The following is a 14,308-nucleotide window of genomic DNA, read 5'->3' on the forward strand; positions in this document are numbered from 1 at the left end:
CTGGACCCGCCTGGGCCTGTGGCGACGGCTGGGTCAACGTCTCGCGCTCGATTGGCGGCTGGCCTGCGGCGACGAGTTGCTGCCCTCGGCGGTGGTGGCCGACAGCCGCTCCCTGCGGTCGGCCCCGACCGCCTGGGTACGCGGCATCGATGGTGGCAAGCTGGTCAAAGGCGTGAAGCTGTTCGCGGTCTGCGACAAGCATGGGTCACTGCTCGATCTTGAACTGCAGCCGGCCAACACGGACGACCGCGCGGGTGTCCTGCCCATGCTGCCGCGGCTGGCCGCGCTCGGCTTCGAAGGTGACCTGCTCGGCGATAGCGGCTTCAAAGGCGCGCCCTTCGCCGCCGCAGCGATCGAGCACGACATCCATGTTGCGATCTCGCCCGGTGGCACACGCGACGGGCGCTTTCTGCCAAACGGGATCAGGTGGGTCGTCGAGCGGCTATTCGCCTGGCTCAGCCGCTACCGCAGGCTCAATATCGTGTACGACCGCGCCGCGGATCTCTTTGCCGGGCACATCTGGATTGCGATGATCTCCATCATCGCACGCCGTCTCGTCGCCCAAGCCCAGGCGCAGCAAGGGGTTTAATCGCGTACAGCTTCTTAGCGACTGCGTAGCGCGCAAAAAAAAGCCGCCCCATGCTCCCCTACACCGGGATGGCCAACGTCAATTAGAGATCGCTTTAAATGACCGAAGACGCCTTACTTCTTCGCTAAGCAGCCAAACACATGTCAAATTGTGATGGTTCTTTTTAAATAAAATCTATCGCATCAAGCGGGCTCAGGCTGCGGCAAGCGCGTAGAACGTATGCGTCTACGAGAGCATCACAAGTTCAAGGAAACTGCTCCCTCGGCAAACCGTTCCATAGCCATGTTCATCATGGGTGCTATGCCATGAGCCGGATTTGGACATTGCTGAAGGACACTGGAGAGGGCTTTGTCGCCGACGACGCTTTGACCCGGGCTGCTGGCATTGCCTACTTCACCTTGTTCTCGATCGGGCCGCTGCTGTTTATTGCCACTGGCATCGCCGGCTTCGTCTTCGGTCGCGACCAAGTCGATGACGCCATCACCGCCCAGATGACCAGCATGCTGGGCGACCAAGCGGCGCGCGAAGTCGGCCGGCTGGCCGAAGGCGCGATGGGTCATGCGCGCGGCGGCTGGGCACTGGCAATCGGCCTCGGCACCTTGCTGCTCACCGCCGGCGGCGCCTTCAGTGCTCTACAGAATGCGCTGAATGCCGTCTGGAAGACCGAGGTTCCAGAAGCCGGCTCAATTACCGAGACCGTCTCGCGCTTGGTAAAGGCGAAGGCTGCGGCGCTCGGCCTGGTGGCGACGACGGGCTTCATCCTGATCGCCTCCCTCGCGGTCAGCGCGGCCATCGCAGCATTCGGCTCCTGGCTGGAGGCCGTCTTCCCAGGCGGTGAGTTGCTCGCCTTGGTGCTGAGCATCGCGGTGACCATTGGCGTTCTGACGCTGCTGTTCGCGGCGATCTACAAGGTGCTGCCAGATCGAAAACTCGCCTGGCGCGACGTCCTCATTGGAGCCTTCACGACCGCCGTCCTGTTCACTGTCGGCAAGACTCTCATCGCTATCTATATCGGAAGCAGCGATGTCGCCGCCGGCTTCGGCGCGGCGAGCGCGGTCATCATCGTGCTGGTATGGCTCTACTACTCAGCGCTTATCTTCCTGGCCGGAGCTGAGTTCACCCGAGCCTGGGCTAACCTCAACGGGAGCAAGCAGGTGGTACCGGTTCCGGCGAAGCCGGCTGATGCGGTGCTCGCCCAGGATCCCGAGCGACGCAGGTTGCAGCTTCAATCTGCGTCAGCGCCGAAGCGCGCACCAAATGCCATCCTGCAGCTTCTTGTTGTCCTGCTTCCGTTCGTCGTCACCGGGATCGTACAGCGCATGGTGGAGCGTCGGTCGCGGGCGGCACGCAGACGCCGCTTAATGCCATACCGCGACTGAGGAGCCGACTATACGGCCCTGCCCTTCAGATCCGACTTAGGCAAGTCGGAACCAAACACGAAAAGCGCCGAGAGCGCGTGCAAATCCTGATGACCGGCGTACAGCCCGCTGCCGAACCTCTGTGTCACCGGGGCGACGGTGTATCGTGCGATGGCGTGGGCTGGGGCACCGGCGCCGGAGCGCCGGGCGCACCTTCCAGGACAACCCCGCCTCCCCTGTGGGCTTGGTTTGTCTCAGGCGAAACGGGACCCTGATCGATTAGCAGTCCGGGCGACTCTGATCTGGAGCCTGCCTGCGAAGCCCTAGACGAAGCTTGGCCAGAAACAGCCCGTGGTGCCTCAGGAAGAGGTCGGCGCGAGTTCGTGTCGCTTGGCGTCTGAGCGAGAGCGGGGCTCATCAAGATGGCGATACCGAAGGCGAAGAGCGTGACATTCCGCATGACGGCCTCAGGGCAGCTTTGGACGATACGCCACTCAAACGTCAATACGGCAGGTTGGTTGCTGTTGTGTGCCGGTCAGAAGACCGACTTCGTCAGAGGGAAGCTGCTCAGCATGCCCAAACCAGCGATCCGTGCAGCACACTGACTGTGACGATGAACACAGCGTCCTGCGGGCTGCGGCGTCAGACTCATAACATCCGGAGTGGACGACCCGTTTTGAAATTCCGCTTTTGATAGCTGCCACAGCATGTGGATCAGGAGACATTCGATGCGCACTCTGCCGGCCTTCACATTTGTTTCAACTATTTTTGTTTCAAGCCTTGCCTTCGCTCTTCCAAGCAAAGAGGTAGAAACTACATTTTTTTCTGATAAGACCATGCAGAAGGAGGTAGGATTTCAGTTATTGACCTGTTCGGGTCGGCTTATCAAAAGGGGCAAACACACACCGTTTTCAGCACAAAGTGAGTCTGATTGCGGGCGGAGAAGCTCACCTGCGACTCAATAGCGAACTCGATTAGCGCTAACTAAGCACTTATGGCTGCGAGCCGTACCTGCAGCCCCGCCTTGGTGAGGCCGAACCACCGCATTCGGCGCAAGCCGTAGCTCCGTTTCCAAGTGCCGAACACCTTTTCGATCCTGTGAAGGAGGAATGGCTAGAGCCCGACCAGTCCGGCCGGGCTCTCGCCGACGAGCTTGGCGCGGCGGACATAGCTGCGCATGGTGCGGATGTCGCGGTGGCGGGAGTGCTCCATGATGGCCTCATCGCGCACCCCGGCCTTGTAGGCCTCGGTGATGAACCCGGCCCTGAGCCCGTGCAGCGACAGCCGCTCGAGCCCTGACGCCTTGATCCCGGCCAGCGCCAGCCGCCGCCGCAGGATCCGCGGCAGGGCGTAGGGGTGCAGGGCGGCGGTCTCCACGGTGCCCCAGCGGTCGATCTTGCGGAACACCGGGCCGTAGCGGCAGTCGCTGGCCTGCAGCCAAGCCTCCACCGCGCGCACCGGGCAGGTCTCGGCTTTGCGGCCGCGCGGCAGGCCAAGCTCGGCCCCCCTGCCCTGCTGGTCGGCCTTGGCGCGCGGGATCAGCAGGCGCAGCCCCTCGGGTGTGACGGTCAGGTGCTCGCGTTGCACCGCGACCAGCTCGGATCGACGCAGCGCCGCCGCGAAGCCCAGCAGCAACAAGGCCTTGTCCCGCGTGCCGGTGAGGCCGTCGCTGCAGGTGGCGACGAGGCGGCGGATCTCGGCGGTGCCGATCGCCGCGGCGCGGCGCTGTGGCACACCGTGCTGGCGGGCTATGCCGGCGAGGGTGTCGCGGATCGCCGGGTGCGAGCCCGACCAGGGCTGGCCCGCCATGCAGTGGGCGCGTCCGATGGCGGCGAGGCGGCGGCGCAGGGTGGCGCCGGCGTGGGTGGTGGCCAGGGCGGCCAAGTAGGCCGCCACCGTCGTCGGCGCGGCCGGCAGCGCTGATACGCCGCGGCTCCGGCACCACGCCTCGAAGTCGGCCCAGTCGGCGGCGTAGGCGGTGAGTGTTGCCGGCGCGAGCGCATGGCGGGCGTAGCCAGCGGCGCGGGCGACCTCGGCGTCGGACAGCAAGGCGAGTTCGGACATCGGGCAATCTCAGCGGCTTGTCAGGATTGGGGCACGCTTTGTGGCAGGTGGTCAACAGGCTCCAGAAGGGCGGTTATGGAGCCTTAATCCAAGTGCTACTTGGGCGGAAAGCAGCAGCCGAAATGCGGCCGGAGCAGGCGCATGCCGGCCGCCTTGGCTGTCGCCAGCGTTGGCGCAAGGGCGGCTTGGGCCCTCACTGGGCCCGCCCCTTTCCGCGCAAGAGCTCGGTGTCCGGCAACACAACCTCCAGCCTGAGCCGCCCGGCCACGGCCTGCAGGGCGGCAACGTCACCTGCGCGCCACTGCCGGCGGGTCAGCAGGCCGACAGCCTCGGCCGCGGGCAGCCCAACCGCCACGCCGATCGCCGCTGGCGTGGTAACGGCCCGGTCCTCCAAATGGGTGTTGATTGTGTAGCGGAGGCGAATAGCCAGTAGCCGCTCAGCCTGTCGGGTGGGGTCACACATGCCCCTGCCCTACTGCCCCGCTTCGGTGACGACTAGCGACCTCTTGGGTCAGACCTAGATGTGATCATGGCTTATTATAGCGTGTTAGCCGGGCGTGCCACAATCATTCCCCGGCGCGCGGGACGAAAGCCGCTTATTCAGTCCAAACCGGCATTTAGCGCATTGGAATTCAAGGTAGACTTTGGCCTACGACGAGAGGGCGCCATGCAGAGGATTCCAGGCCTCAAGTTTCGACCCGGCGATGTGCGGGCAGCCGTGTTGGAAGCGGAGCGGCTTATCCGCAAGGCTGGCTTCCACTGCCCAGACCCTGCGCAGCGCTTCTACTCGCAGCTCGCCGACAAGGCTGAGGCGGATTTTGAGGCGGATGCCAAGGCTTGGCCGACCGCTGATCGCAGCGCCGAGGAAAGAGAGCAGTGGCAGGCGGAGGCGAGCCGGCGACTGAATAGGAAGTTCGACGGCATCAGCTGCGATCTCTTCCTGGTGACGGAGATGGTCGAGAGTCCGATTGAGGCGATGTTCGGCGCTGGGGTCGTGCTGTCCGGGAACGACGGCTACAACAACATCCAGTTCTCGTTCAGTCCGGAGACCCGCTTTGATCCTGAGTGGGGCACAAACTTCGCCCCTCAGATCACTGTTGCCGAGTATCGGGCCGACTTCCTGTTCAAAGTCTGCCTCGAAGGCTCCTTCCGGACGCTCGCTGTGGAATGCGACGGTCACGATTACCACGAGCGCACTGCCGACCAAGCCGCCCGCGACCGGAGCCGGGACCGTCGCTTACTGACGAACGGAATCCATGTCCTGCGCTTCACCGGGCGGGAGATCGTGCGCGACCTCGATGCGTGCATAGACGACCTCAGCGGTGCCCTCAGCCGACTAGCCGAGGAGTTGTTGGTCGAGGCCGGCATCGCAAAGCGCCGACCTCAACGGTGGATCCAGGAGAACATCGACCTCGTTGGGCCGCCACATCGGAAGAAACCGACGTGAGCTCCGGCCCATCACACAAAGGGCGCCAGCTAGCGAAGCTAGCTCTGCTATAGGTGCTAGCACCGATATTTGTCCTTGTCCTTCGCGCTGACCTTGGTGACGGACCGCCGGCAGGCGCTTGGGCAGATCGGAGCGACAATGCTGTCCAAGGGGCTAGCCAAGGCACCGGACTAGCTTTTGCTAGCCTGCGCTAGCATTGTTAGCAAAGGCTAGCGCGGCAGCGGATTGGCCAGCAGAACCCAACCACCCTTGCCGTCCTGACACGCCGCTCCCCTAACCTCTCCGAGCGTCTCACCACGACGGAATGCGTTGGCGGCAAGGTCGCGGCAGATCGCCTCCCCGTCCGGTGTGAGTCTGGGCTTGGCATCGTCATACGAAGCGGCGAAGTAAACCCGTCCCTGCTTGCCGTCGGCCCCCAGGCGACGCGCGAACCGTGCTGTGAACTGATCCACAACCGCAGCTAGTCCGGGATCGGCCGATAAATCTGCAACAGCGGGCCCAGCCAGAGCCAGACAGAGGACCGCGAGCAACCCCACGCCAGGAGTGCCGGAGGGCTGGTTCGCTCGTGAACGTCGCATAAGCTGTCCTATCGCCGGAAAGATTGGATCCCAATCCTGCCGTGAGGATGGTTTACGATCCGCTGCAGCACCCATCGATCTCAATCCCGCACCAGGCCGCCGCGGGGCTGTAGAACGCGGGTGCCTGTCCTCGCTCCGAGACGCGCCGCCTGGGCCTGCGGCATCCAGCTTGGAAGGATGTAGGTGCTGGGAACCGCCCGACACACCTTAGACATCTGCTGTACGTCGAGCAGATAGGCGTCTGATCGCTTGAGCTTCGGGTTGGCTATGCTGGGCGAAATCCAGATCTCGGACATCTGCAGCAGGTCGACGGGCGCTTCCGCCACCCACTAATCGTTCGGATCATCACCGGCCGCGCGGGCGCTTTCGTTCAGATCCTGCCCCTCGGCCGTCGAGTAGCCGGGGTGCTGCGGCCAGGGGAACACTGGAATGCTCGACACCGGGAATCCCAGGGCCACCCGATTGAAGGCAATTGCGTTAGCCGCGCCCTGCGGCCCCCTCCATAGCGCGGACCTCACCCGTGTCCTTGTTCGGCCCCTCGGCCTTTATGACCCGCTAGTTTGGCTATCTGCCGCTAACGGCGCTCGCCCTGCTATCGCACATTAGCGAAGCTATCAGATGCTAGCGTTGCTAGTCGTCGTAACGCCTACGGGTGTCTGGTGGATTGAGGTCGGCCGCCGGCACCTCGTGCCCGTCGTTTTGGAGCAGCTGAGCGAACAGGCGGCGTGTGCTGCCACGCTCGGCCGAAAGCCTGGAGATCAGCTTCGCCAAGTCCTTGCTGGCCCGGAAATTGATTTGCACCAGTTCCACCCGCGCTGCCGCCGAAGCAGGCACCTGGCGACGTTCCGCGCCCCGCTCAGGTTCGGTGCGGACTGCGGTGGTCGCCGGGAGATCTCCGGTGACCTCGGCCAACGCTCCAGCTAATTCCAGCCCAGTGGGTTTCCGTTTCAATCCTGCAGCCATAACGCTACTCCCGTTATCGGCGCTAGCGCCGCTATCGTATGCTCGCTGAGCTATGAGGGATAATCGGCGCTATCCGGCCGCGTCCTGCTTGGCGTCCAGTAGGTCGGGTTGGACTGGTATGCCTGCCGGGTAAGCCGACTTTGCTGGCACCACACCGAGGGTGGTCAGCTCAGCGATCAGCCGATCAGCTTCCAGGCCGATCGTTCCCCCAAGCGGCACCCGGCCCGTGTAGGACATTTTCTTGATCTCGGCCGAGCTGGAGATGTGCTGCTTGAGCATCGGGAGCTTGATACCGAGCCCGGCCTCCGCCTCAGCTAGATCCTCGAGCGTGGCGCGCTCCGCCAGGCCTCGCGGATTCCACGCTATAGGCACGAGGTAGTAAGGGATGGCGCGACGGGCCGATTTGCCACAAGCAATCACCTGCTTGGCCGTTTTGATTGCCTCACGCGCCGTGCCCCGATCCGCCATGCAGGGAATCAGGACTGCATCGCTTGTGGCAATCGCCATGGCAGCCGTTTGGTTCTCAAATCCGGCGGTGTCGCACAGGGCTAGGTCGTGGGTTTCAGCCTGAGCCTGCAGCATGTCCACGACCTCGACGTGCCGGATCTCCGTTTGGCACGTTATGGCTGCCCCTTCGTAGCCCAGCTTGTACCAAGTAGCGAAGGAGGCATTTCGGTCCGCGTCCGTGACGCTGATCCGGAGGCGCGGCGCCAGATTGGCGGCAAGAAGGGTTGTGAGAGCGGTCTTCCCACCTCCTCCTTTGCTCGTGGCAATCGTAACGATGCTGCCCATGCTAACCCCCGATAGCTCTGCTAGCGCCTCTAGCGGCGTACCCGAACCCCACCTCTGTATGCTACTCCTGCTAGCATACGCAAGCGCCGAAAGCGGACGCTAGCTAGCTATCTCCGCTAGCGTGCGAAAGCATCTACTATCCCGGGCGCGGCGCAGGAGGGGAGGGGGGGGAGCAATCTGCGGCTAGCAATTTGTTAGTTTGTTGGTTTGTAAGTTGGTTCGGACAAACGAACTAACTTACGGAGCTAGTTACCCATGAGGCCTGCGCTCGTGACGGACGTAGAGGTATTGGAAGCCGCGCGCCGAGTTCGCGCCCGTGGAGAGGAGATCAACGGCTGGTCGATCCGCCGTGAGGTTGGCGATCGCGGCAACCCGCGCCGTTTGCTGGCCGTCTGGACGGCCCAAGGGGATACGGCTCCGCCAGCTCAGGCCGAACCGGCCCACACTGTCAGCCTGCCAGCTCCCGTGCTCGAGCTCGTAGCCGCGGCGCGGAGCAGCCTCGCATCGGATCTGGATACGATTGTCTGCACGATCCACCGCCATGCGCGAGAGGATGCAGATGCGACATACCGGCGCATCACAGACGATCTCCAGGCGTCCCAGCTGCGCATCAGTGGCGAACTGGACCTAGCAGAGGCAAGTGTGGGCGCGACGGAGGCGGAATTGAACCGGCGAGGGGAAGCGATAGCCACTCTGGAAGCCGAGGTTGGCGAGGCTCGCGTCCAGATCGCCGGCCTGACGGAGCGAGAGCGCCAAGCCCTGGATCGTGCGCAACAGGCGGAGGCGCAGGCCGCCGATCTACAAGGCGAGCTGGAAGGTTTTGGGCGGGCGGCTCAAGCCGCGGCCGAGGCGCGGGCTGCAGCTGAGGCCCAAACAGCCGCCATGCGGGATGAAGTGGCGCACCTCCGCACGGCGCTGGAGCGCTCCGAGACGGCAAGGAACACGGAGGTCAGCCGCCTTTCCGCCGATCTCACTAGAGCGCAGCAGCAGATCGACAAGGCGCGGGCAGCGCATCAGGCCGATGCTGCTACTGCCCGGCAGCAAGCGACAAACGCTCAGGCAGCGCATCGGGAAGAGGTCAATCGCATCCAGCAGGAGCTAGCGAAACACCAGGGCGAGGTAACGCGCCTCCTCGCCGACTTGGAAGCCGCAAAGCGGCAGCAGGCGGAAGCGGAAACGGTAACGCGCGAGGCCCTCAGCCGGGCAGGGGAGGCGGCAGGCCGCGCCACGGCACTCGAGGAGCAACTGCGAGCACTGCAGCCGGCAACGGCCGTCGCGGCACATAGCTAAACACCCTCTCAGCTCGACTTTGGCCAATTTCGCCCGTCATCCTGCGTATTCCAGGTGATCGCGGGCACTGATTCCACGGGATCGTGGGCAGGGTTTCCACGGCAAGGCGGGCAGCGATTCCACGGGATCGCGGGCACCTGAGAAGGGGTGCCCAGCGCTGGTCTGGCGACAGTCTGAGCGGGCTAAGGCGGCTTCGTCCCTGACGAGGTCCGCTGGATGCCAACCGAGAGATTGTCGATGCGCCGGATCCGAGACGTGTTGCGGCTGAAGTACGAGGCCCGGCTGAGCGAGCGCGCCATGGTCGCCGCGCTGGGCATCAGCAAGGGGGCGATCGGGTCCTACCTGAGCCGGGCCCGGGCGGCTGGGTTGTCCTGGCCGTTGCCGGAGGGGCTGACCGACACCGAGCTCGAGCGGCGGCTGTTCCCGGGACCGCCGGCGACCGAGACGGTCGCCAGCCGGCCTGTGCCGGACTGGGCGGAGGTGGAGCGGGAACTGCGTCGCCGCGGCGTGACGCGGGCGCTGCTGTGGCAGGAATACCGGGCGCGGCACCCGGAGGGCTTTGGCTATTCCTGGTTCTGCGAGGCCTACGAGGCCTGGAAATCCCGCCTGTCGCCGCGCATGCGCCAGAGCCATGTGGGCGGCGAGAAGGTCTTCGTCGACTTCGCCGGCGACAGCATCGGCGTCACCGACCCGGACAGCGGGGTGGTGTGGCAGGCGCGGCTGTTCGTGGCGACGATGGGCGCCTCCAACCTGATCTTCGCGGAGGCCCGGGCCAGCGAGGGGCTGGCGGACTGGATTGGGGCGCATGTCAGCCTGTTCGCGGCGCTCGGCGGGGTGCCGAAGTTCGTGGTCTGCGATAACCTGAAGTCGGCAGTGATCAGCGCCGACCGGTACGAGCCCGGGCTGAACCGCTCCTATCTGGAACTGGCCGAGCACTACGGCACCACCATCCTGCCGGCGCGGCCGGGCAAGCCGCGCGACAAGGCGAAGGTCGAGCAGTCGGTGCTGCTGGCCGAGCGCTGGATCCTGGCCCGGCTGCGCAATGCCCGGTTCTTCTCCCTGGCCGAACTGAACGGCGCGATCACCACGCTGACCGCCGACCTGAACGCCCGGATCATGCGCGGCTTCGGCGCCAGCCGGGCGGAGCTGTTCGCCGCGCTCGATGTGCCGGCGCTGCACGACCTGCCGGAGCGACCCTATGCCTTCGCGCGGTGGAAACGCTGCCGGGTCGGGCCGGACTACCACGTCGAGGTCGAGGGCCACTGGTACTCGGTGCCGTTCCGGCTGATCCGGCAGTTGCTGGACGTGCGGGTGGCCGAGGGCACGGTGGAGGCCTTCCACCGCGGCGAGCGGGTGGCCAGCCACCCGCGGGCGCTGCATCGGCGCGGGCACAGCACCGTACCCGAGCACATGCCGAGTGCGCATCGCCGGCACGCTCATTGGACGCCCGCCCGGCTGCTGGAGGAGGCGGCCCGGATCGGCCCTGCGACGGTGGCGCTGTGCGAGGCGGTGATGGCGGCGCGCCCGCATCCCGAGCAGGGCTTCCGCACCTGCCTCGGCATCCTGGCCTTGGCCAGGACCTATGGAGCCGCCCGGCTCGACGCCGCCTGCGGGCGCGGCGCCAGCATCCGGGCGCGCTCGGTGGCCTCGATCCGCTCCATTCTGCAGAACGGCCTCGAGCGGGCCTTCCTGGAGGAGGAGATGGAGCGGCGGCCTCCCCCGCCGCACGGCAACATCCGTGGCGGGGGCTACTTCCACTGACCCGCAGCAGAGAGGACCCCATGCTCGCCCACCCCACCCAGGAGCAGCTGATCGCGCTCGGCCTGACCGGCATGGCCAAGGCACTGGACGATCAGCGCCGCTCCCCCGACATCGTCGCCCTTGGTTTCGAGGAGCGGCTCGGCCTGCTGGTCGACCGCGAGGCCGCTGAGCGCGAGAGCCGGCGCATGGCAACGCGGCTGAAGTTCGCCGCGCTCCGGCACGACGCCAGCATCGAGGATGTCGACCTGCGCGCCCCGCGCGGCCTCGACCGGGCGCTGTTCCAGCGCCTGGCCGCCGGCACCTGGCTGGACCGCCACGAGGGCGTCCTGATCACCGGCCCGACCGGGGTCGGCAAGAGTTGGCTGGCCTGCGCCCTCGGCCACAAGGCCTGCCGCGACGGCCGGCGCGTGCTCTACCACCGCATCCCGCGGCTGTTCGAGGCGCTGGCCCTGTCTCGTGCCGATGGACGCCACGCCCGCATGCTCAAGGCGTTGGCCCGGGTCGACCTCCTGATCCTCGACGACTGGGGCCTGGCCGTCCTGACCCAGGCCGAGCGGGAGGACGTGCTTGAGATCCTCGAGGACCGCCACGGCCGCGGCTCCACCATCGTCACCAGCCAGGCGCCGATCGAGGCGTGGCACGAGGTGATCGGCAGCCCAACCCTGGCGGATGCCATCCTGGACCGCCTCGTCCACAACGCCCATCGGATCGAGCTGAAGGGGGAGAGCATGCGGAAATTGCGCGCCAAGCGGACGCCGGCCAGCGAAGCGCTTGACGCCGGCCAGAAGGCCTGACTCCATCATCGCGTCGGCAGATCAGCCTGCCCGCGATGGCGTGGAATTCGCGCCCACGATCGCGTGGAACGGCTGCCCACGATGCGTGGAATACGCAACCAGCCCCGCATGCAGGAGCTGCTGCAGGTGGAAGGTCAGCGACGACGGCGGAATGCCCAGCCGTTCAGCGATGACGCCCGCGGGGAGCCCATCCGGCCCCTGCTCGACCAGGAGGCGGAAGACCTGCAGTCTCGAATCCTGGGCCAAGGCCCCGAGCGCCGCGACGGCCTGCTTTGAATCCATCTGGCTGTCCCTACGACATTTTGATGTTGGTCGTAGGGTGGGTGGCCCGCCGGTTGGATTCAACGGCATTCATCGAAATGTCGCACCCGGCGTGGCTGCGCTGATTGGACCGAAGCCCGGTCAGACCGGCACCGAGCGTTCCTGTGCCTGCAAGGGCAGCATGAAGGTCAGCGCCATGCAGGTTGCCAGCATTGCCGCCGAACCCCAGAGGCATGCCTGCAGGCCGCCCCACTGGGTCAGGATGCCGGACAGCAGGATGCCGAACAGCCGCCCTGCCGCATTGGCGGCGTAGTAGAAGCCGACGTCCTCAGCGGCCTTCTCCGAGCCTGCGTAGGCTAGGATCAGGTAGCTGTGGAGGGATGAGTTGACCGCGAAGGCGAAGCCGAACACCGCCAGGCCGACGACCACGACCACATCCGGGCGCCCGACGCCGCCGGTGGCCAGCAGGAGGGCGATGGCGGCCGGGATCGCGGTCAGGGCAGCGGCCCAGAGCCGCGCCTCGGGGATCTCCCGCGACAGCCCGTCCTCGCTGCGGCGGACAACCGACGGCGCCAGTGCCTGCACCCCGCCGTACCCGATGGTCCAGGCGGCAAGGAAGGTCGAGACCCCGACGTAGTGCCAGCCCTGGCCGTAGAGGAACACCGGCAGGCCCACGACGAACCAGACGTCGCGGGACCCGAACATGAAGATCCGGGCCCCCGCCAGCAGGTTCACGCCCCGGCTCTTCGCCATGAGCTCTTTGAAGCTCTTCGACGCCTTGGCCTTGCCCAGCTCACGTGGCAGCGACAGCAGTACGCTTGTCAGAACGGCGGCCAGCAGGGCCACCAGCAGCCAGAGCGCCGGGCGGAACCCGACGAACTGCAGTAGGGCACCGCCCACGAAGAAGCCGAAGCCCTTCATGGCATTCTTGGAGCCGGTGAACCAAGCCACCCATCGGAACAGCTGACCGGCGCCTTGCTGCGAGGTCGCCTTGATGGCGGACTTGGAGGCGGTCTTGGTCAGGTCCTTGGCCACCCCGGAGACGCCCTGGGCGGCCACCACCCAGGCGACCGACATGGCCGCGCCCCAGGTCGGGTCGAGCGCCGACAGCATGAGCAGCCCACAGATCTGCAGGCTGAGACCGACGGAGAGCATGCGGGGGATGCCGAAGCGCGCCGCCAGCCAGCCTCCACCGAAGTTGGCGAAGATGCCCGCCGCCTCGTAGAGCAGGAACAGGAAGGCCAGCGTGAACGGCGTGTAGCCGAGCTGGTAGAAGTGCAGCAGCACCAGCATCCGCAGCGCCCCGTCCGTGAGGGTGAACCCCCAGTAGGCGCCGGTCACGACGAGGTAGTTGCGGATGCCTGACATCATGTCCCCCGTTCGATGACGATGTTGGCCAGGTCCACCATTCGGCAGGCGTAGCCCATCTCGTTGTCGTACCAGGCGTAGACCTTCAGCAGGGTGCCGTCGGTCACCATGGTGCTCGGCCCGTCGACGATCGCGCTGCGGGTGTCGTTGGCGTAGTCGGCCGAAACCAGCGGCCGGGTCTCGAAGCCGAGGATGCCCGCGAGCGGTCCCGCCGCCGCCGCGCGGAACAGCTCGTTGACTTCGGCCTCGGTGGTCTCGCGCTGCATCTCGAAGACGGCGTCCGTCAGCGAGGCGTTCAGCACCGGCGCCCGGACGGCGTGACCGTTCAGGCGGCCCTTGAGCTCGGGGTAGATGAGCGAGATGGCGGTGGCGCTGCCGGTCGTCGTCGGCTGGAGGGACAGCATGGCCGAGCGCGCACGCCGAAGGTCCTTGTGCGGGGCGTCCACAACCACGTTGGTGTTGGTCGGGTCGTGGATGGTGGTGATCTGGCCGTGCCGGATGCCGATGGCCTCGTGGACCACCTTCACCACCGGGGCAAGGCAGTTCGTGGTACAGGAGGCGGCGGTCAGCAGCCGGTGCTCCCTCGGGTCGTAGCGGTCGTCATTGACGCCGACGACCACGTTCAGGGCCGAGCCGTCCTTGACCGGTGCCGCCACGATGACGCGCTTCACGCCGCGGTCGAAGTAGCCCCGGAGCTGCTCCTGCTTAAGGAACTTGCCGGTGCATTCCAGAACGATGTCGCAGCCCAGGTCGCCCCATGGCACCTCGGCCGGGGCGGCTTCCGCGCTGAAGCCGATGCGCCGGTTGCCGATGGTGATGGCGCGGTCATTCTCCGCCCCGATCCGCTCGCGCCAGCGGCCGTGGATGCTGTCGAATTCGAGAAGGTGGGCAGTTGCCTCGGCGCCGCCCTTAAGTTCGTTCACATGGACGACGTCCAGCCGGCTGCCCGCGCGCGGATCCTCGTTCTCTCGGAAGACGCCGCCCAGGGCCGCGCGGAGCGCCAGCCTGCCGACGCGGCCCATGCCGTTGATACCGACGCGCAT

Annotated in this window: 14 protein-coding genes; 6 read left to right on the forward strand and 8 right to left on the reverse strand. The window is 66.0% G+C overall.

Annotation, left to right across the window (positions count from 1 at the left end):
• Window positions 1-589: transposase (locus E2C06_RS11800; protein WP_133288812.1), on the forward strand; the 589-nt coding region annotated here is incomplete at its 5' end.
• Window positions 590-894: 305 nt separating this feature from the next.
• Window positions 895-1,968 carry a YihY/virulence factor BrkB family protein gene (locus tag E2C06_RS11805; protein WP_133288813.1) on the forward strand — a complete coding sequence of 358 codons (1,074 nt, stop codon included), beginning with the start codon at window positions 895-897 and terminating at the stop codon, window positions 1,966-1,968.
• 1,092 nt (window positions 1,969-3,060) lie between these two features.
• Here the strand turns inward: E2C06_RS11805 and E2C06_RS11815 are convergent.
• Window positions 3,061-4,011: a tyrosine-type recombinase/integrase gene (locus tag E2C06_RS11815; protein ID WP_133288814.1), complete on the reverse strand. Its 951-nt coding sequence runs from the start codon at window positions 4,009-4,011 to the stop codon at window positions 3,061-3,063.
• Between the two features lie 193 nt (window positions 4,012-4,204).
• The gene (locus tag E2C06_RS11820) at window positions 4,205-4,474 is read right to left on the reverse strand and encodes a hypothetical protein (protein ID WP_133288815.1); all 270 of its coding nucleotides are present in this window, start codon (window positions 4,472-4,474) and stop codon (window positions 4,205-4,207) included.
• Between the two features lie 66 nt (window positions 4,475-4,540).
• Here E2C06_RS11820 and E2C06_RS11825 point away from each other — a divergent pair, with 66 nt between their 5' ends.
• Complete coding sequence (locus E2C06_RS11825) at window positions 4,541-5,458, forward strand: DUF559 domain-containing protein (protein ID WP_133288816.1); 918 nt, start codon at window positions 4,541-4,543, stop codon at window positions 5,456-5,458.
• Window positions 5,459-6,116: 658 nt separating this feature from the next.
• On the opposite strand, the gene E2C06_RS11830 is transcribed toward E2C06_RS11825, so the two are convergent.
• The 3 genes from E2C06_RS11830 to E2C06_RS11840 form a co-directional block, all read right to left on the reverse strand.
• Window positions 6,117-6,362, reverse strand: coding sequence for a hypothetical protein (locus tag E2C06_RS11830; RefSeq protein WP_133288817.1), 246 nt, complete (start codon window positions 6,360-6,362; stop codon window positions 6,117-6,119).
• 304 nt (window positions 6,363-6,666) lie between these two features.
• Entirely contained in the window at window positions 6,667-6,948 is a 282-nt protein-coding gene (locus E2C06_RS11835; protein ID WP_133288818.1) for a hypothetical protein, read from the reverse strand.
• 120 nt (window positions 6,949-7,068) lie between these two features.
• Window positions 7,069-7,791: a ParA family protein gene (locus E2C06_RS11840; RefSeq protein ID WP_133288819.1), complete on the reverse strand. Its 723-nt coding sequence runs from the start codon at window positions 7,789-7,791 to the stop codon at window positions 7,069-7,071.
• Window positions 7,792-8,046: 255 nt separating this feature from the next.
• Here E2C06_RS11840 and E2C06_RS11845 point away from each other — a divergent pair, with 255 nt between their 5' ends.
• The 3 genes from E2C06_RS11845 to istB all read left to right on the forward strand — a co-directional run bounded on the left by E2C06_RS11845 (window position 8,047) and on the right by istB (window position 11,636).
• Window positions 8,047-9,081, forward strand: coding sequence for a coiled-coil domain-containing protein (locus E2C06_RS11845; RefSeq protein WP_133288820.1), 1,035 nt, complete (start codon window positions 8,047-8,049; stop codon window positions 9,079-9,081).
• Window positions 9,082-9,297: 216 nt separating this feature from the next.
• Window positions 9,298-10,842, forward strand: coding sequence for an IS21 family transposase (gene istA, locus E2C06_RS11850; protein ID WP_133288821.1), 1,545 nt, complete (start codon window positions 9,298-9,300; stop codon window positions 10,840-10,842).
• Between the two features lie 20 nt (window positions 10,843-10,862).
• Window positions 10,863-11,636 (forward strand): IS21-like element helper ATPase IstB, encoded by a 774-nt coding sequence (gene istB, locus E2C06_RS11855; RefSeq protein WP_133288822.1) that lies wholly within the window; start codon window positions 10,863-10,865, stop codon window positions 11,634-11,636.
• 21 nt (window positions 11,637-11,657) lie between these two features.
• Here the strand turns inward: istB and E2C06_RS11860 are convergent, their stop codons facing one another.
• The 3 genes from E2C06_RS11860 to E2C06_RS11870 form a co-directional block, all read right to left on the reverse strand.
• Complete coding sequence (locus tag E2C06_RS11860; protein ID WP_133288823.1) at window positions 11,658-11,918, reverse strand: ArsR/SmtB family transcription factor; 261 nt, start codon at window positions 11,916-11,918, stop codon at window positions 11,658-11,660.
• 120 nt (window positions 11,919-12,038) lie between these two features.
• On the reverse strand, window positions 12,039-13,268 hold the full coding sequence (arsJ, locus tag E2C06_RS11865; protein WP_241671228.1) for an organoarsenical effux MFS transporter ArsJ: 1,230 nt from the start codon (window positions 13,266-13,268) through the stop codon (window positions 12,039-12,041).
• Window positions 13,265-14,308, reverse strand: a complete 1,044-nt coding sequence (locus E2C06_RS11870; RefSeq protein WP_133288824.1) for an ArsJ-associated glyceraldehyde-3-phosphate dehydrogenase — start codon at window positions 14,306-14,308, stop codon at window positions 13,265-13,267. The genes arsJ and E2C06_RS11870 overlap by 4 nt, the downstream gene beginning before the upstream one ends.

Origin of the sequence: Dankookia rubra (genome assembly GCF_004355005.1) — a bacterium.
Taxonomy (GTDB): domain Bacteria; phylum Pseudomonadota; class Alphaproteobacteria; order Acetobacterales; family Acetobacteraceae; genus Paracraurococcus; species Paracraurococcus ruber_A.